This is a genomic window from cyanobacterium endosymbiont of Rhopalodia gibberula (genome assembly GCF_003574135.1).
Lineage (GTDB): Bacteria > Cyanobacteriota > Cyanobacteriia > Cyanobacteriales > Microcystaceae > Rippkaea.
Window position 1 is genome coordinate 578,548 of sequence record NZ_AP018341.1, and the last position, 22,662, is coordinate 601,209.

The window sequence follows — 22,662 nt, forward strand, 5'->3', positions numbered from 1 at the left end:
TTGATAATGAACAATTAACTCAGTGATAAAGCGCAATGACTAATCTAATCTATAACTATGATTTACTCCCAGACTTGATTGAAATTCAACGCTCAAGTTTTATGTGGTTTTTGGAAGAGGGGTTAATCGAAGAGCTCAATAGCTTCTCCCCCATCACAGACTATACTGGGAAATTGGAATTACATTTTTTGGGAGAAAACTATAAACTTAAACAGCCAAAATATGATGTTGATGAAGCAAAACGACGTGATAGCACTTATTCAGTACAAATGTATGTACCAACCCGTTTAATCAATAAAGAAACTGGAGAAATTAAAGAACAAGAAGTATTTATTGGGGATTTACCCTTAATGACTGAACGGGGGACCTTCATTATAAATGGAGCAGAACGGGTAATCGTAAACCAGATTGTACGGTCTCCAGGAGTTTATTACAAAGCAGAAACTGATAAGAATGGACGACGCACCTATTCAGCTTCTTTAATCCCTAATCGAGGAGCTTGGTTAAAGTTTGAAACTGATAAAAATGGATTAGTATGGGTTAGGATTGATAAAACACGCAAATTGTCAGCTCAGGTATTACTTAAAGCTATCGGTTTGAGTGACTCGGAAATTTTAGATTCCCTACGCCACCCTGATTTTTATCAACAAACTTTAGATAAAGAAGGTAACCCTAGCGAAGAAGAAGCTCTGTTGGAATTGTATCGCAAACTACGTCCAGGGGAACCTCCAACCGTTAGTGGGGGACAGCAACTACTCGATTCGCGGTTTTTTGACAGTAAGCGATATGATTTAGGACGTGTGGGGCGTTATAAGCTTAATAAAAAACTGCGTCTCAATACGGCTGATACAATTCGTGTCTTGAGATCGGAGGATATTTTGTCCGCGATCGATTACTTAATTAATTTAGAATTCGATATTGGTAGTACTGATGATATCGATCACTTAGGGAACCGTCGAGTACGCTCCGTGGGAGAACTGCTTCAAAATCAGGTAAGAGTTGGGTTAAATCGTCTAGAAAGGATTATTCGAGAGCGGATGACCGTCAGTGAGTCTGATAGTCTCACTCCTGCTTCCTTAGTCAATCCTAAACCCTTAGTAGCCGCTATTAAAGAATTTTTTGGCTCTTCCCAATTGTCCCAATTTATGGATCAAACTAATCCCCTAGCGGAATTGACTCATAAACGCCGAATCTCTGCTTTAGGTCCCGGAGGATTGACCCGGGAACGAGCAGGCTTTGCCGTCAGAGATATTCATCCATCCCACCACGGGCGAATCTGTCCTGTAGAAACGCCTGAAGGACCTAATGCTGGGTTGATTGGCTCCTTAGCTACCTATGCTAGAGTTAACTCTTATGGATTTATTGAAACTCCCTACTATAAGGTGGAGAATAGCCGGGTGCGGCGGGATTTAAACCCAGTATACTTAACTGCTGATGAGGAAGATGACTTACGGGTTTGTCCTGGGGATGCAGCCACTGATGAAGAGGGTAATATCTTAGGCGATACAGTTCCCATTCGTTACCGTCAAGAATTTTCCACCACCAATCCGGCTCAGGTGGATTATGTCGCTGTCTCTCCAGTACAGATTGTCTCAGTAGCGACTTCCATGATTCCCTTCCTCGAACATGACGACGCTAACCGGGCTCTGATGGGGTCAAATATGCAACGCCAAGCGGTTCCTCTTCTACGTCCAGAACGTCCCCTAGTGGGGACTGGATTAGAAGCACAAGCGGCCCGAGATTCAGGAATGGTAATCGTCAGCCGCACTGATGGGATTGTGACGTATGTGGATGCTTCAGAAATTCGAGTTCGAGTTACAGGACCGGAAAACCACGACAAATTAGGCGATGAAATCGTTTATCTTCTACAAAAGTATCAACGGTCTAACCAGGATACGTGTTTAAATCAACGTCCGTTGGTTTATGTTAATGAAGATGTTGTCCCCGGACAAGTGTTGGCTGATGGCTCAGCCACAGAAGGAGGAGAATTAGCCCTCGGGCAAAATATTCTTGTTGCTTATATGCCATGGGAAGGCTATAACTACGAAGATGCCATCTTAATCAGTGAGAGACTGGTATACGACGATGTTTATACCAGTATTCACGTTGAAAAGTACGAGATTGAGGCCCGACAGACCAAATTGGGTCCTGAAGAGATTACCCGAGAAATTCCTAACGTTGGGGAAGATGCGCTAAGAAATCTTGATGAACAAGGAATCATCCGCGTTGGGGCTTGGACAGAAGCTGGAGATATTTTGGTGGGAAAAGTGACCCCCAAAGGAGAATCAGACCAACCACCAGAAGAAAAGCTTCTGCGGGCAATTTTTGGAGAAAAAGCTAGGGATGTGCGGGATAACTCCCTACGGGTTCCTAACGGAGAGAAAGGTCGCGTAGTTGATGTACGGGTATTTACCCGTGAACAGGGAGATGAATTGCCCCCAGGAGCCAACATGGTTGTTAGGGTTTACGTCGCTCAAAAGCGGAAAATTCAAGTAGGGGATAAAATGGCAGGTCGTCACGGAAATAAAGGAATTATTTCCCGAATTATGCCTATTGAAGATATGCCTTATCTTCCCGATGGTCGTCCTGTCGATATTGTGCTTAATCCTCTGGGAGTTCCCTCAAGAATGAATGTTGGTCAAGTTTTTGAATGCCTACTGGGTTGGGCAGGAGAAAATTTAGGAGTTAGGTCTAAGATTACTCCCTTTGACGAAATGTATGGCGCCGAAGCGTCACGAAATACCGTTCATGGTTTGTTGAAAAAGGCCTCACAAAAACATAAGCGAAGTTGGATTTATCAGCCAGAAAATCCCGGCAAAATACAGGTGTTTGATGGGCGTACGGGAGAACCATTCGATCGCCCAGTCACTGTTGGACAGGCCTATATGCTGAAACTGGTTCACTTAGTGGACGATAAGATTCATGCTCGCTCAACTGGTCCTTATTCCTTAGTGACCCAACAACCTCTCGGTGGAAAAGCCCAACAAGGGGGACAACGGTTTGGAGAAATGGAGGTATGGGCTTTAGAAGCTTACGGTGCGGCTTATACCCTTCAGGAATTATTAACCGTTAAGTCTGACGATATGCAAGGACGCAATGAGGCCCTTAATGCAATCGTTAAAGGGAAGCCTATTCCTGAACCGGGAACCCCTGAATCCTTCAAAGTGTTGATGCGAGAATTACAATCCTTGGGTTTAGATATTGCCGTTCATAAAGTGGAGACTTCAGCTGATGGGACTAGCCGAGACGTGGAAGTTGACTTGATGGTGGATACTCAGCGTCGGACACCAAATCGTCCTACCTATGAGTCGTTGACTACCGAAGACCTTGAAGAAGAAGAAGCCTGAACGGTAAATAGTAAGTAAAAATTGGACAACAGGGCAATCTAAAACTTAACTATCAACTATTAACTGTTAACACATCAAAAAAATATGACATTCTATAATCACATCGTTGATAAGGGTTGTTTGAAAAAGTTAATTGCTTGGGCTTACCGGAATTATGGGTCTGCGCGAAGCTCTCAAATGGCTGATAATTTAAAAGATTTAGGATTTTGCTATGCTACGAAAGCTGGGGTGTCGATTAGTATTGATGACTTAACAATTCCCCCCACCAAACGGGGATTACTCGATAGTGCTGAACAATCAATACGTATCACCCAGGATCGCTATGCTAAAGGAGAAATTACTGAGGTTGAACGCTTTACCAAGGTAATTGATACTTGGAATAGTACCTCAGAAGAACTAAAAAATGAAGTAATTCGGAACTTTCAAGAAACCGATCCCCTCAATTCGGTATATATGATGGCATTTTCTGGCGCACGAGGAAATATGAGCCAAGTACGTCAATTAGTGGGTATGCGAGGCTTGATGGCTGATCCTCAAGGGGAAATTATTGACTTACCCATTAAAACTAACTTCCGAGAAGGGTTAACCGTAACAGAATATGTTATCTCTTCCTATGGGGCACGTAAAGGCTTAGTAGATACAGCACTACGAACAGCCGACTCAGGCTATTTAACTCGTCGTTTAGTCGATGTTTCCCAAGATGTGATTGTGAGGGAGATAGATTGTGGAACTAAGCGGGGACTGAAAGTGGTTGCTATGAAAGATGGTGATCGTGTCAAAATTCCTCTAGTAGACCGTTTATTAGGACGGGTGTTAGCCGAAGATGTTGTCGTAGATGGGCAAGTGTTAGTCCAGCGCAATCAAAGCATTGATCCAGAGCTTGCCTCCTTGATCAGCGAACATGTCGAAGAAGTCATGGTGCGATCTCCTTTAACTTGTGAGGCAGCTCGCTCAGTCTGTCAACAGTGCTATGGTTGGAGTCTAGCTGTTGGTCGTCTCGTGGATTTAGGGGAAGCAGTAGGCATTATTGCTGCCCAATCCATCGGAGAACCAGGGACACAACTAACTATGCGGACTTTCCACACTGGAGGAGTCTTTACCGGAGAAGTAGCTAGGGTGATAAAAGCCCCCAATAACGGAACCGTAACTTGGGGAAAAGGATTGAGCACTCGTAAGGTACGGACTCGTCATGGAGATGAAGCCTTCCAAGTAGAAATTGCAGGGGATATCATTTGGACTCCAAACGGCTCAGGAAAAAAAGTATCCAACTCTGTTACCCCAGGCTCCTTTATCTTTGTGGCTGATGGAACAGTAGTTAGCCCAGATCAGCTATTAGCTGAAGTGACTAATGCGCGGGTACAAAAGTCAACTGAACGGGCAACCAAAGATGTAACCACTGATTTAGCAGGGGAAGTGCTTTTTGCCCAGTTAATGCCAGAAGAAAAAACAGATCGCCAGGGGAATAGCACCCGTATTGCTCAACGGGGGGGATTACTGTGGGTGCTGTCAGGACAAGTCTATAACTTGCCGCCAGCGGCGGAACCAGTCGTCGCTAACGGAGATAAGGTTAAACCAGGGACAATTTTAGCGGAAACGAAATTGGTCTCAACGAGTGGAGGTGTAGTGCGCACCGCTACCGGTAGTCGTGAAATTGAGATTATTACGGCCTCAGTTTTATTAGATCAAGCTGAAGTCAAAATGGAAGGTACCGGAGGTCGAGAACAATATATTATTCATACGGCTGATGGACAGCAATTTTTATTGTTAGCAGCTCCTCAAACTAAAGTACAAAATCATGCCATCATTGCTGAATTAATTGATGATCGCTATCAGACTAATACTGGCGGAATTTTACGCTATGGTGGCATTGAGGTATCCAAAGGAAGTCGTAAGACAGGGTATGAAGTAACTAAAGGAGGAAGTTTGTTATGGATTCCTGAAGAAACTCATGAAGTTAATAAAGATATTTCATTACTCTTATCCGAAGATGGACAGTTTGTTGAAGCAGGAACTGAAGTCGTCAAAGATATTTTCTGTGGCAGCAGTGGAGTGGTCGAAGTAGTTCAAAAAAATGATATTCTTCGAGAAATTATTATTAAACCGGGAGACTTTTACTTTGATGTTGACCCAGACAAGGTTGGCATTGAGGACGGCGCGTTAATTCCTCCGGGAACTCAAGTTTTACCTGATGTTACTACTGGAAGTCTGTGTCAAGGAGAATGGATTGAAAGTCCCGATGGATTGGGCTTGCTACTGCGTCCAGTTGAAGAATATCTTGTTTCAGACGAACCATTAGCTCCTTCTCAAGGCTCCATTAATGATGCTCGGGGACGGACCATTGAGTTACTTCCTTGTCAGAAACTATTTTTTAAAGACGGGGAACGGGTTAAGTCAGTCGATGGTACCCAGTTGTTAAGTACCCAGCTAGTCTTAGAAATTGATCAAAAAGAATCGGAGCATGGAACGAATCTCGTAGCTGATATTGAATTAAAAACTGATGAAGACGCTGACTGTCAACGATTACAGTTAGTTATTTTGGAATCTTTGGTGTTGCGTCGAGATCTTGATAGTGATCCTCACGGAGGCAAGATCCAAACTAATGTGCTGGTATCTAATGGGGAGCAGATTCCTCCTGGGGCTGTAGTGGCTAAGACAGAAATTCAGTGTACTTCCGTCGGTGAAGTACGAGGGATCAAGCAGGGAATTGAAGCAATTCGCCGAATTCTAGTAGTACGTGATGACGATTTAGAAACCATTACCGTTGATGAAAAACCCATCGTTGGTCCAGAAGACCTGATGGTAGCTGATGCTGAGTTAGCCGCCGGCATCAAAGTACGGTCGTCGGGGCGGGTGGTAGCCGTTTCCCAAACTCAGGATAATTCAAGGTTCGAAGTTGTTTTACGTAGAGCTCGGCCTTATCGGGTCTCTCCTGGAGCTATTTTGCATATTGACGATGGAGATTTAGTGCAACGGGGGGATAATTTAGTTCTATTGGTGTTTGAACGTTCGAAAACTGGGGATATTATCCAAGGGCTGCCTCGAATTGAGGAATTGTTAGAAGCTCGTAAACCGAAGGAGGGTTGTGTATTAGCCCGGAAACCAGGGATTACTCAAGTTGAGTATTCAGATGATGAAATGGTGGATGTTAAGATTATTGAAGATGACGGAACGGTGAGTGAATATCCCATTCTCCCTTCCCAAAATGTGATGGTGTCTGATGGAACTCGTGTGGAAGTCGGTGATCAGTTGACTGATGGACCTGCGAATCCCCATGAAATCCTAGAAGTATTTTTTAATTATTATGTGGACTTGCTAGGGGTTTATGAAGCAGCTCTTAAAGGATTACGAGCTGCCCAAAAATTCTTGGTAAATCAAGTGCAAATGGTTTATCAGTCCCAAGGAATTGATATTTCTGATAAGCATATTGAAGTCATTGTTCGCCAGATGACCGCTAAGGTTCGGGTAGATGATGGAGGAGATACCACCATGTTACCGGGAGAATTAGTTGAGTTGCGCCAAATTGAACAGGTCAATGAGGCGATGGCTATCACAGGAGGTGCACCCGCCCGATATACCCCAATCCTTTTGGGAATTACCAAAGCTTCGTTAAATACAGACTCGTTTATTAGTGCAGCTTCTTTCCAAGAGACGACTAGGGTTTTGACCGAGGCAGCGATTGAAGGTAAATCCGACTGGTTACGAGGTCTCAAAGAAAATGTGATTATCGGTCGTTTAATCCCAGCTGGAACTGGTTTTCATACCCATGAGGACTTCTCCATGGGGGATGTAGAAATCGACTCAGAACGGCTATTCCGTTCTACTTCACATAATAATAGTGAATTGGAAAAATCTTGCTCATGGGAGTCTTTAGCTTCCTCCTCAGACTCTAACCCATCAGGACATTTATTAAATTCCAATTTAAATGAAGTAGACGAGCATATGGTTCTTGATGATAATATTGCCCGTGCTTACACTAAATCTGATATTCCTTGGGAACTTGATTCTGATATTTCTGATACTCTTTGAGAATTTGATTCTAATACTCACGGAGTAAGATGACATTGGATTAGCGTGAGTTCAACTTAGAGGGTTTATTAAACCCTCAAACCAGGCCTTCAGTAAAACCGAAGGACTAGTTTGAGGGAAATTTTTTTATAAAAACCAGGTCAATAAATAAAGTCTTATTAGACTTTTTTGAAGTGGGAGAATTACCAGCTTTTAGCCAATGACTGGCGTTTAGATAAAGCGATATAAAATTAAATAAATCGTCAATATAACCTCAGTTAGATACTAGAAGTTAGGTTAAAATATAGGAAAATAACAGTTAAGTGTCATTAACATAAATACTTGATTGTTATTAAACAAGCGAGAGAACTTATGTCAAATCCTGGGAAGATATTGTTAGTAGATGATGAACCTGGAATCCGTGAATCTACACAAGCTTACTTAGAATATAGTGGAGATTTTGAAGTTGAAGTTGCCAGTAGTGCTAATCAAGCCTGGGAACTTATTGAGAAAACCATCCCTGATTTAGTTATTTCTGATATTATGATGCCACAGATAGATGGCTACCAATTTTTACAAAAACTTCGAGAAGATGCCAGATATAAAGCCCTTCCCGTTGTTTTTTTAACCGCTAGGGGAATGACTCCAGATCGCATTCGCGGATATCAGTCCGGTTGTGATGCTTACTTATCTAAACCCTTTGATCCCGAAGAATTAGAAGCTATCATTAAAAGTCTACTTGAACGCCGACAAGTCAGTATTCAGTCAAGTGGTGAAACAACAAAATTAGAAGAAATTGCCCAGGAGATTCGAGAACTTAAAGCGCAAATTGTTCAACAGCCTCATTTAATAACTACTCCTCCCCCCCTTAAAATTGAATTAACGCCGCGAGAACAAAGTGTTTTAGATCTGGTAGCAGAAGGGCTGATGAATAAGGAGATTGCCGTGCGTTTGAATACCAGTGTGAGGAATGTAGAAAAATATGTTAGTCGTTTGTTTGGTAAAACAGAAACTAATAGTCGAACAGAACTAGTCCGTTTTGCCCTCAAACACGGACTAACCAATTGAAATATAATCATTAATTAATGGGTAGAAACATCAATACTGAGAGAATTTTAGGGGTTTCTTGTATAAGGGTTTAATTAAACTTTGTTAGTTATTTTACTACCGAAATTTATTTCTTTACACTGAGAACATACTTATGCTAGGACAGTAACTTTAACGAATGTAAAGTAATAATTTAGAATCAATTTTTTAATTCTAGTTTTTTAGAATATTTTATGTTCTCTGTATATTTAGCAAAATTATGTTGATCTATTTGATTTAATTGTGCTGTTTTTATCGATGTGCTTGTTCGTGTATCTAAAAATTGAAATTAGTTTTATAGCTGATTGACTTTATTATTTATCCTAATAGGTCAACATAAGTTCAAGGAAAAGTTAGGAAGAAAAAGGGAAGTGGAACTTATTAAAAAAAGGGGACTCTTCCTGCAATAGTTATGAATGATTTTATCATTATTTCTATTGCAATTGCCTCTTATTACTCGGAACATCGGATTCTAAAAGAACTTTATATACTACAAAGTACAAAGTCTCCCTAACGCAAAAATGCCAGGAGGCGGATTTGAACCGCCGACACGAGGATTTTCAGTCCACTGCTCTACCAACTGAGCTATCCCGGCAACTAACTTTTTTAATCATTTATAAGCCTAGCAAAAATTTAAGTTAATTGCAAGAAGAAAAATAAAATTTTCTGCAATTTCCTTTTGGAGGCTATCTTAGCCTAATTAAGTTTTACGTTCGACGTGCTTGGAGAGATCAATAATATAGGAATTATCCGTCTATAAATTACGTACAATGTATTTTATCTACAAAAGATGAAGCGGCAATCATGACATTAAGATTAAATCAAAATTATTCAATAATTACCAATTATATTAAAAAATAAGAAAACTAAATTTTAGTATAAATACTCTCAAGCAAAATAAAAATTAACTTCAATAGATAATTCACTTTGATATTAATCATCAATTAACTTTTTAAATTTTATTAATTCTAACCTGATAAAACAGTAGCGATATTCAACGATTGAATAAATTATCTTTAATTGAATGGATAAACTTTTATTAACTCCAAAGACTTAATTTTAGTCTTTAAATACAAAGCATAGAGATCTAAAAAAATAGATACTTATTCTTGGTAAGAGTTTAGATAAATAAACTCCTATTTTTAAAAATATCTTTATACTGTCAGTTTTTTTTTCCTTATTTTTATTGATTACATTATTTTTTGAGATAAATTATATTTGGGTTTATACATTAATGCATGATTTCTATAAAACTATCATTTTTACATAGATTAATTAATAACCAATAAATACAACTATTAAAAATGTGTATGATCAGCAATTCATTAGATAGTATTTTACTTAATAAAATTTTGATAAAATAGCTAATTTATAAGTAAAGTCTATCAAAAATTAACTTATAAATTAATAATTATTTACCGTTAAGATAATTGTTAATATCACAATGCCTTGTAAAATTAAATTCGAATAGAGAATATTTATTAGATAACTAAAAAAATAAATGAAGAAGTATATACAGAAAATTGTCTTAGAAAAGTTTTAAGCTAAAAAGGAGAGGTTTTTAAAAAAAGTTCGAATACTATTGTCATCATCTGAGATTAAAATATAGAATAGGGGTAGTTTCTTAAAAAAGAATATTTTTAAAAGTTAAAAAATAGAAAACCTATATATAGGAACTGAAGTAAATATATAGTTTTTTACAAAAAAAGAGTTGAATTATAGTAAAAAAAATAAAAAATTTTTCGAGAGTTACTATCAAATATTTGATGGTTTTCCTTCCAAAAAATATTATAAAAAAGTTAAAATATTCCGTAATAAATACTATTACATGATTTTATCAGTATTATATAGTGTAGGATATAATATTCTTATTTTCGTAATCTATAGCCTATTTAAATCCTAAATATAACAAACTATTAGGTTTTAGTGTACCCTGGATTAGGAAACAATTATTCATTGCAAGCAATGAATGACTTAGCGAATAATTTTCTGTAATATTTTTACTTAAAAAACTTTTATTTTTCTTCAAATTAATTTGATTGATTCTATATTAACATCTTGATTTTAGAAAAATAAAAGTTAAAAAAGGTCAGTTAAAAGTTATTTAATTAACAAATATTAAATATTTGTTAATTAAACTTAAATGAGTTAGAATATTGGACATCATAGTCTAAATTTAGAGTAACAGCAAAAAGAATTTTATGTTTGCAGAAAGAGTGTAAACAAAGGTTAACTAGTTTGACTTAAAAATTAAAATGAAATATAAAAAAAAAATTTGTCAAATCAAACAATTACAATCTTTTTATAATCTAGAAAATTCCAAAAGACTTAAAGCTTATCCTGTGCTAAAATGGGCAGGAGGAAAGATGAAATTACTACCACAAATCCAAAAGCAATATCCCTCAAAACTACAACAAGGTTCTCTAAAAACGTACATAGAACCTTTTGTTGGAGGAGCTTCTGTCTTTTTTGATGTTTACTATCATTTTAATATTGAAAAAGCTTATTTTTTTGATAAAAATACTGAGTTAATTATTCTATACAAAGTTATTAAAAATAACGCCGAGTTACTAATTGATAGATTATCTAAAATAAAAGAAAAGTATCTAAATTTAACTGAAGAGAAAAGAAAAAATTTTTACTATCAATCTAGAAACGATTACAATACTTTTGATAAGAAAGTTGATACTGATATTCATCAGAGAAATTGGGTAGAACGTGCTGCTCTAACAATCTTTCTTAACCGTACTTGTTTTAATGGCTTGTATCGAGTAAATCGAAAGGGTTTGTTCAATGTCCCTATGGGTAAATATAAAAACCCAGCCATACTCAACAGCAGCAATATTAGGGCTGTTAGTCAAGCATTAAAAATTGTAGAAATTAAACAATGTGATTTTTCCGAAGTCCTAAAATATGCAAATAAAAATACTTTTATTTATTATGATCCTCCTTATCGTTCTATTAGTAAAACTGCTACTTTTAATGCTTATAGTTCTTTAGATTTTAAAGATAATGAACAACGACGGTTAAGAGATCTTTTTATCGAAGTATCTAAGAAAGGATCTTATCAAATGTTAAGTAATTCTGATCCAACCAATTATATTGAAGATTTTTTTTTCGATGAATTATATTGTGAGTTTAATATTAAACGCATTCTTGCTTCACGGATGATTAACTCTAAGGGGAATAGTCGTGGTAAAATCAGAGAGATTCTCGTAACAAATTATTCAGACTATATCAATAAAATTTAATCCTCATTAATTTTAAATATAAAAAATATAGACAAGTTATTTTAAATAAATTAAGTATAAAAGTAGCCAATCACTGGATAAATCAGCTAAAAAGTTAGTTCTGGGGAAAATTTGTTAGACAAAATAATTTATAATTTTCCTTGTTTTAGTTCTTACTTTGCAATAAAAGTTGGTAGAATAAAGATTCACAAATAACTTCCTTTAGTTTTTTAAAAAACTCCCATATTACTTGAACAAAAAATATCTAATATGTAACTTATTTCTTTTGTTTTTGACTGAATTAATTACCATTAACAGCCTTTTTTAAGTAAATACTGTGTGAATAGAGGTATTTTTATTTATTAGTATTGTAGTAAATTACTTAGACTTATAAGTAACTAGGCGCCATACCAATGATGCGAAGAATATTAGTTATAGAATAAATCACTAAACTAGAAAAATTAAATAGTAAACCAATATAGGTAACCATATCATGTTGTTTAACTTACAAGTTAAGCAACATGGTCTCCATAATGTCAATTAAATTGTACTATTTCTATAGTAAGTTATAAATTTATCTATTTTTAGATCTAAAATAAAAATGCCAAAAGAAATTGGGGTGTTCATTATAAGTATTCCTGTTGGATAGAAGTATTGCTGGAAAACTTCTAATTCTGCTTCTCCGAAGCTATTGAAAATATAAAGACAGAGTCCGTCAAAGCTCGATCTATTCATATCGGTATAACTTTGCGAATAATACGATAAGATAATGGCACTCCTAAATAATTTTCTAAATCAGTCGCCAGTTTATTGACTGAGTGAATGCACTCATGCTCTCAAATTTAATTTATAATAGTTCAACTATCTGAAATTTAGATACAATGCGTAATTGAAAATTTAAATTATCTTTTTCTGATAAACAATCCATAATAAAAAAATTCTTTTCATAAAAGAGGCAGTACGAACGATGGTTACTATTTGTTAGTCTCAGGCAATCCATAGGGTTAATCTTAGTTAGCTCGACAGCAAACACACTTTTTCTTTTAATAGCTATTATGAACTTAATCATACTAAAGTTTGGTCATTTACAGATGATTAATGAAGATCAGGTTGAACCAACCAAATAATTTGACTCTCATGACTACTCTTTTGAAAGGTGCATTAGAAAATAAAGATAGTATTGAGAGCAGTTCAGTAATTAGTCTATAGAATATAGAATAAGTGTTGAGTCGGACAGAAATTATTTACAGCGAGTTTAATACTTCATATTACAAGGTTAGTTCGTTTTCTGTAAATTGAGCTTACTCCTAATACAAAAGAACTCAAGCTAAGCTTTTGACAAAAACACTTTTCTCGGTCCACAAAACAAAAAACATTAAAATTGACAACCTACCCCAATGATAAAATCTATCAAGATGTTAATTTCTATGTTGCTATCTTATAATGGGGATGACTATGTTAGCCACAACAGTGATAACAATCGCTCATTATGGCTTTGAGTTGCTAACGGTTTTCTAGAGAACCATGACCAAATCTTAAATACTGGCGATGGTGCTCTTTTCTCTCAAGAACCTAATATTGAACCTGCTGCTATTAGCTATGATACCTAGGTCTTACTTTTTAAATCAATCTAACCAGTAAGAATAGACAATAACTTATTTCAACTCTATTGTAAAATTTATTTTTTCAACTGTTTTACTTATTACAGGTATTTTTACTTTATGAAAACTTTAGAAGCAATTTATCAACGTCGCTCTGTCAAAGGTTACGATCCTAACCACAAAATAACTCCTGAAGAAGAACAAAAGCTTCTTGAAGCAACGATTCAGTCTCCCACCAGTTTTAATATTCAACATTGGCGTTTCGTCATTCTCCGAGATACAGAATTACGACAAAAAATTCGCAAGGAATTTGGTAATGATCAAGTTCAAATGACGGATGCTTCTTTACTAATTCTATTTACGGCAGATATGAAAGCTTGGCAGAAAAAACCTCAACGTTATTGGCGTAATGCTCCTCAAAAAATTGCGGATTTATTAGTTAATTGGATGAGTAAATTTTATGAAGGACGGGAATGGTTACAGCGAGATGAAGCTCAACGTTCAATTGGTATGGCAATGCAGACTCTAATGTTGACAGCTAAAGCGATGGGTTACGATTCTTGTCCAATGATTGGTTTTGATATCGATAAAGTAGCAAAGCTGATTGACTTACCAGATGATTATGTCATGGGTCCAATGGTAGCAATTGGCAAAAAAGTCAAAGAGCCTTGGACTAAACCTGGACAATTGCCGCTAGATGAGTTAGTGGTTGAAAATAAATTTTCAACTACGGATTTCATCTAAAAAAATATCAAATCTTATTAGAAGTTTTAAACCATAATTTACGGTTTTTTCAAAAAAAAATAGGATAATAAATCATCGCTTACAGTATAACTAATGCAGTTGTCTCAGTGAGAGGTTCTAATCATGATATTAATCAAGCTCTTTAAAATTTTTAATTAAATATAGATTAGCTAAATTTTCAAACAAGCCGGCATCTACATGATCGTTCTTTTTTGAAAACTTTTCTATTTTAGACTTACTTTAGCTTACTTACTCGTTACTCAATTTTCAAAAGAATTGGTCAACAAGGAAGCAGAGTTATAAGTGTGTATACTGTTTTTATCGTTACTAAGTATATGAGTAGTGCGGCGATTACTAAACAGATTGGGAATGCTTATCAAAGCTTTGCTAAAATGTAGGTAGTATAAGCTAATCTATCTAAAAGTTAAGATCATTGAACATTGCTGATTTTAATGTTCGGCAATGCTTTTTATTAAACATTCTTAATATAAAAATTTTATCATGACGCGAGTTCGATAATATTTTAGGTCTAAAATACTAAACCTCAAGCAATACATACTACTCTCTTCTTTCTTGAGAATTTTTTATTAAACTCATGTTTTTAATAAATTTTTATGTTTAATTCTATTAAGAATAAGTAAATTATTTTCTAATTCAGTATTTTATTTTTTTGTATTTCTTTACATAGTATATAGATGGACTAAAACAAAACTAAGTTTGTAGTCAGTTTTAAAAAGTTTGAAAACCTAATTATATTAATTTTTAATTTGTAACTAAAAACCTGTATATTTTATATTTGATGATAAAGAATCAATATTATTTAATAATCTCTGAAATTGACATTTAAATTCGATTTATTAAAATAATTTACTAATACATAAATTATGTACACAAAAATATAACTATATTTTCAATGTTAGAAATAGCGTCACTTATAGAGTTAAAAAATCTAATTTTTTAGAACTCTCTAAATAAATACTTTTTTCTCTAAAAATGCTTCAATGTTTCTAGTAAAAATCGAAATTAAAATCTCAAGATATAATTTACTTTGATAAATATAATATTTAGTAATTTAAATATAACTTAATATAGACTTGATTCAGAAAAAATCAGATTATTAAAAACGATTATTTCTAGCTAATGATTATTTAACTATAAATGTTTCTAAAATTTTTTGTTAAAAAATTGCCTAGTCAAATCAAGATTATATAAGAATATAATTTTAAAAAAAAGGAGAATATGGTGTCTACTCAGTCGACCTTTTAAAGTTAACTGATAATAAACTTAAGGAAACTGTTCAACTTCATCTCTATCAACCTCAACGTTGGAAACAAAAAAGAACACCAGTTGTTCCTTTGCTAATATTTTAAATTTTTACCTCGATAATTTCAGTATGTTAGAAAAACAATTAGTCTCTTACGGTTTTTTAACCTTCATTCCTCATTATGTTAGTCCTGATACAAAAAAAATGAGAGAAGATAATTAATAGTTATTTTCTTAAATTGTATGACTTGTAATAATTTATTAACTGACTGTTAAATATTAGTTATCTTTTAGATAGGTCAGAAAATAGAAGAAATAAAACAGAACTTATGATAGGTTAAAATTAGATAAAGTTGAAGTCTTAGAGTATTTTTTAGGTTGCACTTGCTGAGTACGGGAAGCCAACATATCTATATCGCTCCAATGTCGGACTTTAAACTTACCTATTCAAGACTATGATTTTCGAACTCCAATAGTAACAGTGATCAGAATTACGAATACTATTAATAGTATCATTGTTGAATAACAAAGATTAAGTAAAGTTAATCTTTTCATTATTTCGGTGTCAGAACAATTTTATTAACTTGATTGATTGGTCATTAAGACAATGATTACTATCTGTCTGCATTTCTTTAACTCTTTTACTGTTTTCACTAAGTCAGAACTTTCTAAATTAATGGCTATCGTGTCTGCAAATTATCTTTAATCGTAGCAAAGTATTCTAATTGTTTATCCAATTTGCAGTGAAAATTTTTAATCTTTTGCTTAATTTCTTCTTGCTACTCTTTATTCATTTTTATACTCTCCTAAAAAATTACAGAAATTTTATTAATTGTCATTTTATTGGTTAAATTTATGTGATTGTTCTCCTATCTTATCAATTTTTTTAGCATATTTATAAACTTAAAGCTCATATATTAATTAATATCTATAATTTTTCTGTTGACTCTGACTCTGGAGAGAAAGCTACTGAATATTTTCCAGTAATTACTGAAATAATTTTTACTTTTTTACTAAAAAAAGATCCGTCATTACCTTCTATGAATAAGATTTTTTTATATATCCCCACATCTTTAGCTAAATGCTCATGAACTAAATTCAATCATTTTGTATTTATTTATGGAATTTAATTCCATAATTTGTATCCTGTTCAGTTGTTTGATAAATCTATAGAAACATGACCACTCATAGTCTTTATTTACAAAAACAATAAGTCCTCTTGAAAGAGAATCTAAACTGTTATTCTGATTAACCTCAATTCTACTCTAAATTTATCAAACAAACATATTTCTTCTTGAATTTATAAAAATTTTTAGTTCTTTAAATTCTGTTTTAAAAGCAGTTTATCCATGAACATTTATTGTCCAATAAGCTCTTTTATTGTATGTTTTGATCTTAGATGTTAATAACAATATCTTAGCTTTTTTTAGTCATTCCATCCTCTTTATTTCCAAACTTTTTTAATACAATTTTTTAGTCTATTTAACGAGTGATTTTTGGTCTCATTGAGATTTATCCATCTGTTGCTCTCAATTTTAATTGAGGGGCTAATTGTTTAAGTTGTTTATTTGGTTAATAAATGCTTTTTTTACTTAAAACTATTATTATTAAATGTTTTAACTCCTTCTCCTTCTAATTAATTATTTTTTAAAAATCTCTTCATGGCAATCATAATCTATTCTTACAGCAAGCACTCTATTTTTGAGAGCTCATCCTCAAGATGCTTACAAAAATAAATTCTATTTTCTTAACTAGATAAAGTCTCAACTTTTTATGGGATTACATCTTAGTCCAAGTTTGTTTTTACAAACGGATTTAGTATAATCACTTTTTTCAAAATTAAATGTAAACTCACACGTACTTAGTACAGTTAATTTTTATTTTTTATAGGTTCTCCTTAATCAGAAATTACTGCAGAATGATGCTCTTTTTTCTGTGAACACAATTCCAAATACACCAACAAAGCGTTAATATCAGCAGGGTTAACTCCCCCAATACGGGACGCTTGACCTAGGGTTAAAGGGTTAACTTTAGTTAATTTTTCCCTAGATTCCATTGACAATGTCTCAATTTTCATGTAGTCCATTCCGTTTGGTAATTGACGATTACTATGACGACTAATTTGGTCAATTTGATTTTGTTGGCGTTTCAAATAACCTGAGTATTTGATATCGATTTCTGCCCTTTGTTTTTCTAGTAAACTAATTTGAGAATTTCCTAACCCATAGCGATCTAAGTCAACATAATGAAACCCAGGACGGCGTAACAAATCCGCTAAAGTAATTGATCCCTTGATCTTTTGTTGAGTTTCTGTTGCAATAGTAATTCCTACTTTATCCGTTTCTTTAATTCTAGTTTCGTTGAGACGTTTTTTTTCTACAGAAATAGAATCTTGTTTTGTTTTAAAAAGCTGCCAACGACGATCATCAATTAACCCAATTTTTCGACCTAACGGTGTTAATCGTTGATCGGCATTGTCTGACCTTAAAATTAAACGATATTCCGATCGAGAGGTTAACATTCGATAAGGTTCTCGTAAATCTTTGGTACACAAATCATCAATTAAAGTCCCCAGATAACTTTCCTCTCGTGAAAAGATAATCATTTCTTTATTTTTAACTAACTGAACCGCATTAATTCCTGCCACAATGCCTTGGGCGGCTGCTTCTTCATATCCTGTCGTTCCATTGACTTGACCAGCGCAAAATAACCCTTCAATTTTCTTAGTCATCAAGGTCGGATAACATTGGGTGGCGGGAAGATAATCATATTCCACCGCGTAAGCGGGCCGTAACATTTCGCATTTTTCTAACCCTGGAAGGGTTCTTAACATTGCCAATTGAATATTTTCAGGAAGTCCAGTAGAAAATCCTTGGATATAAAGTTCAGGAATATCTCGTCCTTCGGGTTCAATGAAAATTTGATGACTCTCTTTATCTGCAAACCGAACAATTTTATCTTCAATAGAAGGACAGTAACGAGGACCTTTAGCTTCGATAAACCCGCCGTAGATTGGAGATAGGTGTAAATTATTACTAATGATCTGATGAGTTTCGACTGTAGTTCTGGTCAAATAACAGTTCATTTGTTCTCGTTCAATCCAAACTTCAGGATCAAAACTAAACCAGCGTACTTCATCGTCAGGGGGCTGAAGTTCTAGATGACGATAATCCACTGATCGTTTATCTACTCTAGCGGGGGTTCCAGTTTTAAGTCTTCCAGTTTCAAACCCTAATTTATTCAAAGTTTCGGTCAATCCTACTGCCGCAAATTCTCCGGCTCTTCCCGCTTCCATCGATTTACTACCAATCCAAATGCGACCTCCTAAAAAGGTTCCAGTAGTTAAAATAACTGCTTGTGCACCGAAGCAGGTCCCAAAGTAGGTTTCGACGCCGATCACTTGGTCATTTTTTCCTAGGATTAAATCCGTCACCATCCCTTCACGAATTGTTAAATTATCTTGATTATCGATAATTTTTTTCATTACTGCTGAATATTCCCGTTTATCAGTTTGAGCGCGTAATGCCCACACTGCAGGTCCTCTTGAGCTGTTAAGAACTCGTTTTTGCAGATAGGTACGGTCTGCCATTTTGCCGATTTCTCCCCCTAATGCATCTACCTCATGGGTAAGTTGAGACTTCGCTAGTCCCCCCACTGCAGGATTACAAGGTTGCCAAGCAATTTTATCTAGATTGATAGTTAACATTAGGATACGACATCCACGACGTGCACCAGCTAAAGCTGCTTCACATCCTGCATGGCCTGCGCCAACGACGATGATATCAAAGGTGTCTTGGAAATCGATAGTCATTTATATCTACGAAAAAATACAGCCGCTCTGATTTATAGGATAACAAATTTTGAAATTGATCTTATCGATGAGTAATTAACTACTCATCGATAAGATCAATTTAAGAAACATAATTAAATCTATTAAAGATAGTTTAGTTATGTTTCTTATGATTTATTTGTCCTCGAGTCAAATAAATCTACAAGTTAAGTCTCAAGATATTTTTCTATTTAATTAACTTTTAAGTATCACTTATTGAATTTGTAATAATTTTTTTATGACCACAGAAACTAGTATTTTTTGTTCTTCATATTGAATGATGAGACTTGGCAAAATTTGTATCTCAGGTTAAGCTCTAAGCGGAATCATAATCTGATCTAATTTTCTCGTGTGGTGTTGAGAAGTTAATGAAAGTACAGACCCCCCAACTTCGAACTCTTCCCTGGGGTTTACTCTGGGAGTTTTTATTGCTAACTAGTGCATTAGGCACTTCCGCTGGACTAGGTTTTGGAGCTGCCATAACGTTAAACCGCCCTGTTGAGCCTGGAGGGACTGTTTTACATTCGGAACAGTCCTTTCCTCCTCGTCAGGACTGGCCAATTGGCCCAACCGTAGAGACTATTTCGCAGCGTTAAGTTAATAGGGGTCGACAGTCGTTTACCCCTACACTGTGTAAATAATTTAGATTTTCGTCATACATGAATTAATCAATGGAGAAAAAATCTAAAAATCCGCTAAATTTTGATAATTGATGAGGTATTCTAATTCTCGAACCTTAAAAGTTTTTTTGACAAGCCTAAGGTAATTGAAAAGCTCTAAGATAAAAAGCAGTAATCACATCCCGACCCACTTGTTCTTCAATGATATCTCCTTGAGCAAAAATAAGTTGTTTATTCCCAGATTGTTTCATTAACATACAGGGCTGAACTATACTACTCTTCAGTCTACTGTGACCCACCCCACCTTTTCATTGCCGTTTCCCGATCAAATATCGAGTTGATAATTTATTCTGGTAATAGTAAATTCTTTGTATAAATTGAGGACAAACTGACCTGGGAGGGTACATCTGTGGTAATAATTAATATGAATTGAGAGATATGAGTTTGACTAAAATAGGATTTAATAGGTGTGTTAACTAATGTTGACAACACAATATAGACGCATTTTTTCACAGAAAAAATAAATTGTTTTATTTTCCTATAAAAGTTAAAATTTTCAATACAATCTTTTTTTTGAAAAAAGTGCAATGTTTATAATTTAGAATTTGATTAAATCAAAAATTATAAATTGCCTTTAACAGAGAAATTTGCGCCTCGCTCTTAATTTCTAATTAAGTCAGAATACTAGTCTTTTCTAGGCTAGCTATCATAGAAGAATGATGAATAAAAGTTATTCTTTTTACCTTACAGATACTTATTAATAATAGTTTTAGAAATCATAATTCGTTGATTTGGCGTACTTAGTCTATGAGAATTAAATATTTTTGAATATTTTTTTTAATCATTAATACTGAGCTGATAAATTTGTTAGTTATTATTTTTTGTGATTTTTGATTTAAGGTTTACTAAAAATTGGAATAGTTAACCTTGCTAAGGGAAAACATAATAATCTTAATAGTTTGTCGTATTTGATTTTAATTACTTTTTAAATAGTAAATTGTTTAGACATTAGTTACAAGTTTATTCAGGTTTATTCTCAATATCTTAATCTGTAAAGCTGGCAAATTAACATGATAAATCTTAAGGGTAAATAATTAGACTTTTATTCACCCTACGTGATAATTTATTTTATGCTTTGTAGTCCCACAATAGACTGGTTTTTATCAAAATTTGTCGCTGGAATATTATTTCACCACAATAAGTCATAATTAAAATATAAAAATTTGTAACCAGTTGCACTATGGCTAGAGATCTACGGGAATTTATCAATCAACTTGAACAACGGGGACAATTACGCAGGATTAAGGCATTAGTTGATCCTGATTTAGAGATTGCAGAAATATCTAACCGAATACTACAAGCAGGAGGACCTGGACTCTTATTCGAGAATGTCAAAGGCTCAGATTTCCCTTTGGCTATCAACTTAATGGGAACCTTGGAACGCATTTGTTGGGCGATGAAGATGAAAGAACCTCAAGATTTAGAAACTCTAGGTAGAAAATTAGCCATGTTGCAACAGCCAAAACCACCAAAAAAAATCTCCCAAACAATTGATTTTGGTAAGATTCTTTTTGATGTGATTAAAGCAAAACCAAGTAAAAGTTTTTTTCCTCCATGTCAACAAATAGTAATTGAAGAGGAAAATTTAGATCTGAACACTTTACCTCTAATTCGTCCTTATCATGGGGATGCGGGGAAAATTATTACGTTGGGACTAGTTGTTACTAAAGACTGTGAGACTGGAACCCCAAATGTGGGAGTTTATCGTTTACAGTTGCAATCCAAAACTACTATGACAGTGCATTGGTTGTCTGTCAGAGGTGGGGCTAGACATCTACGAAAAGCAGCAGAGAATGGTAAAAAGTTAGAAATTGCTATCGTTCTAGGAGTCGCTCCCCTAATTATAATGGCTGCGGCTACTCCTATTCCTATAGACCTCTCAGAATGGCTATTTGCAGGACTATATGGAGGGTCAGGGGTGGCATTGACTAAATGTAAAACCCTAGATTTAGAAGTCCCAGCAGATGCGGAATTTATCCTAGAGGGAACTATTACTCCAGGCGAATTTTTACCTGATGGGCCTTTTGGGGATCATATGGGATATTACGGAGGAGTAGAAGATTCGCCATTGATTCGCTTTCACACCATGACCCATCGCAAAAATCCCATTTATTTAACAACATTTAGTGGTCGTCCCCCCAAAGAAGAGGCGATTATGGCAATCGCATTAAACCGTATTTATACTCCGATTTTGCGACAACAAATCCCAGAAATTACAGACTTTTTCCTACCTATGGAGTCCTTAAGTTATAAAGCAGCAATTATATCTATTGATAAAGCTTATCCAGGACAAGCAAGACGAGCAGCTTTGGCTTTTTGGAGTGCGTTGCCTCAGTTTATATACACTAAGTTTGTGATTATTGTAGACAAAGATATTAATATCCGAGATCCTCGACAAGTAGTTTGGGCAATTAGTTCTAAAGTTGACCCCTCAAGGGATGTTTTTATTCTTTCAGAAACACCTTTTGACACTTTAGATTTCGCGAGTCAAAAATTAGGGTTAGGAGGTAGAATGGGAATTGACGCCACTACAAAGATGTATCCTGAAATCGACCACAAATGGGGAGAACCTTTAGAATCTAATACAGATATATTTACAATGGTTAATCGCCGTTGGGTCGAGTACGGTTTAGAAGATATTATCCTAGATAAAGTTAATGATAATCTATTTGGTTATGACATCAAGTAAATAGGTAGCTCTAAGTAAATATTAAGAATGTAAACTTTTTTTATATTTTTTCTTAATAAGTCAAGGCAATATAAGTCTTACCTTGATTAATATCTCATATGGCAACTGTTCCGTATAAAACTTTGCTAAACTTTTTTAGCTTAAGTCATATTAATTTCTAAATATATTCCAGACAACTTTATCGGTTT

The 22,662-nt window shown here is 34.8% G+C and carries 8 protein-coding genes and 1 tRNA gene; 7 read left to right on the forward strand and 2 right to left on the reverse strand.

Translation table 11 applies throughout. The annotated features are described in order from the left end of the window. The first annotated feature begins 35 nt into the window (after positions 1-35). The 3 genes from rpoB (at position 36) to RGRSB_RS01805 (ending at position 8,420) form a co-directional block, all read left to right on the forward strand. Positions 36-3,347, forward strand: coding sequence for a DNA-directed RNA polymerase subunit beta (gene rpoB / locus RGRSB_RS01795; protein WP_119259580.1), 3,312 nt, complete (start codon positions 36-38; stop codon positions 3,345-3,347). Between the two features lie 84 nt (positions 3,348-3,431). Continuing rightward, positions 3,432-7,373, forward strand: a complete 3,942-nt coding sequence (locus tag RGRSB_RS01800) for a DNA-directed RNA polymerase subunit beta' (protein ID WP_119259581.1) — start codon at positions 3,432-3,434, stop codon at positions 7,371-7,373. 351 nt (positions 7,374-7,724) lie between these two features. Continuing rightward, complete coding sequence (locus RGRSB_RS01805; protein ID WP_119260911.1) at positions 7,725-8,420, forward strand: response regulator transcription factor; 696 nt, start codon at positions 7,725-7,727, stop codon at positions 8,418-8,420. Between the two features lie 540 nt (positions 8,421-8,960). On the opposite strand, the gene RGRSB_RS01810 is transcribed toward RGRSB_RS01805, so the two are convergent. Next, positions 8,961-9,033, reverse strand: a tRNA-Phe gene (locus RGRSB_RS01810). Between the two features lie 1,660 nt (positions 9,034-10,693). Here RGRSB_RS01810 and RGRSB_RS01815 point away from each other — a divergent pair. Continuing rightward, the gene (locus RGRSB_RS01815) at positions 10,694-11,689 is read left to right on the forward strand and encodes a DNA adenine methylase (RefSeq protein WP_119259582.1); all 996 of its coding nucleotides are present in this window, start codon (positions 10,694-10,696) and stop codon (positions 11,687-11,689) included. Positions 11,690-13,389: 1,700 nt separating this feature from the next. Then, positions 13,390-14,013 (forward strand): nitroreductase family protein, encoded by a 624-nt coding sequence (locus RGRSB_RS01820; protein WP_119259583.1) that lies wholly within the window; start codon positions 13,390-13,392, stop codon positions 14,011-14,013. A 3,160-nt stretch (positions 14,014-17,173) separates the two neighbouring features. Here the strand turns inward: RGRSB_RS01820 and mnmG are convergent. Further along, positions 17,174-19,087 carry a tRNA uridine-5-carboxymethylaminomethyl(34) synthesis enzyme MnmG gene (gene mnmG, locus RGRSB_RS01825; RefSeq protein WP_119259584.1) on the reverse strand — a complete coding sequence of 638 codons (1,914 nt, stop codon included), beginning with the start codon at positions 19,085-19,087 and terminating at the stop codon, positions 17,174-17,176. A gap of 386 nt (positions 19,088-19,473) precedes the next feature. On the opposite strand from mnmG, the gene RGRSB_RS01830 reads away from it, so the two are divergent. Then, positions 19,474-19,701, forward strand: a complete 228-nt coding sequence (locus RGRSB_RS01830) for a hypothetical protein (protein ID WP_119259585.1) — start codon at positions 19,474-19,476, stop codon at positions 19,699-19,701. 1,264 nt (positions 19,702-20,965) lie between these two features. Then, the gene (locus tag RGRSB_RS01835; RefSeq protein ID WP_119259586.1) at positions 20,966-22,474 is read left to right on the forward strand and encodes a UbiD family decarboxylase; all 1,509 of its coding nucleotides are present in this window, start codon (positions 20,966-20,968) and stop codon (positions 22,472-22,474) included. Positions 22,475-22,662: the final 188 nt, after the last annotated feature.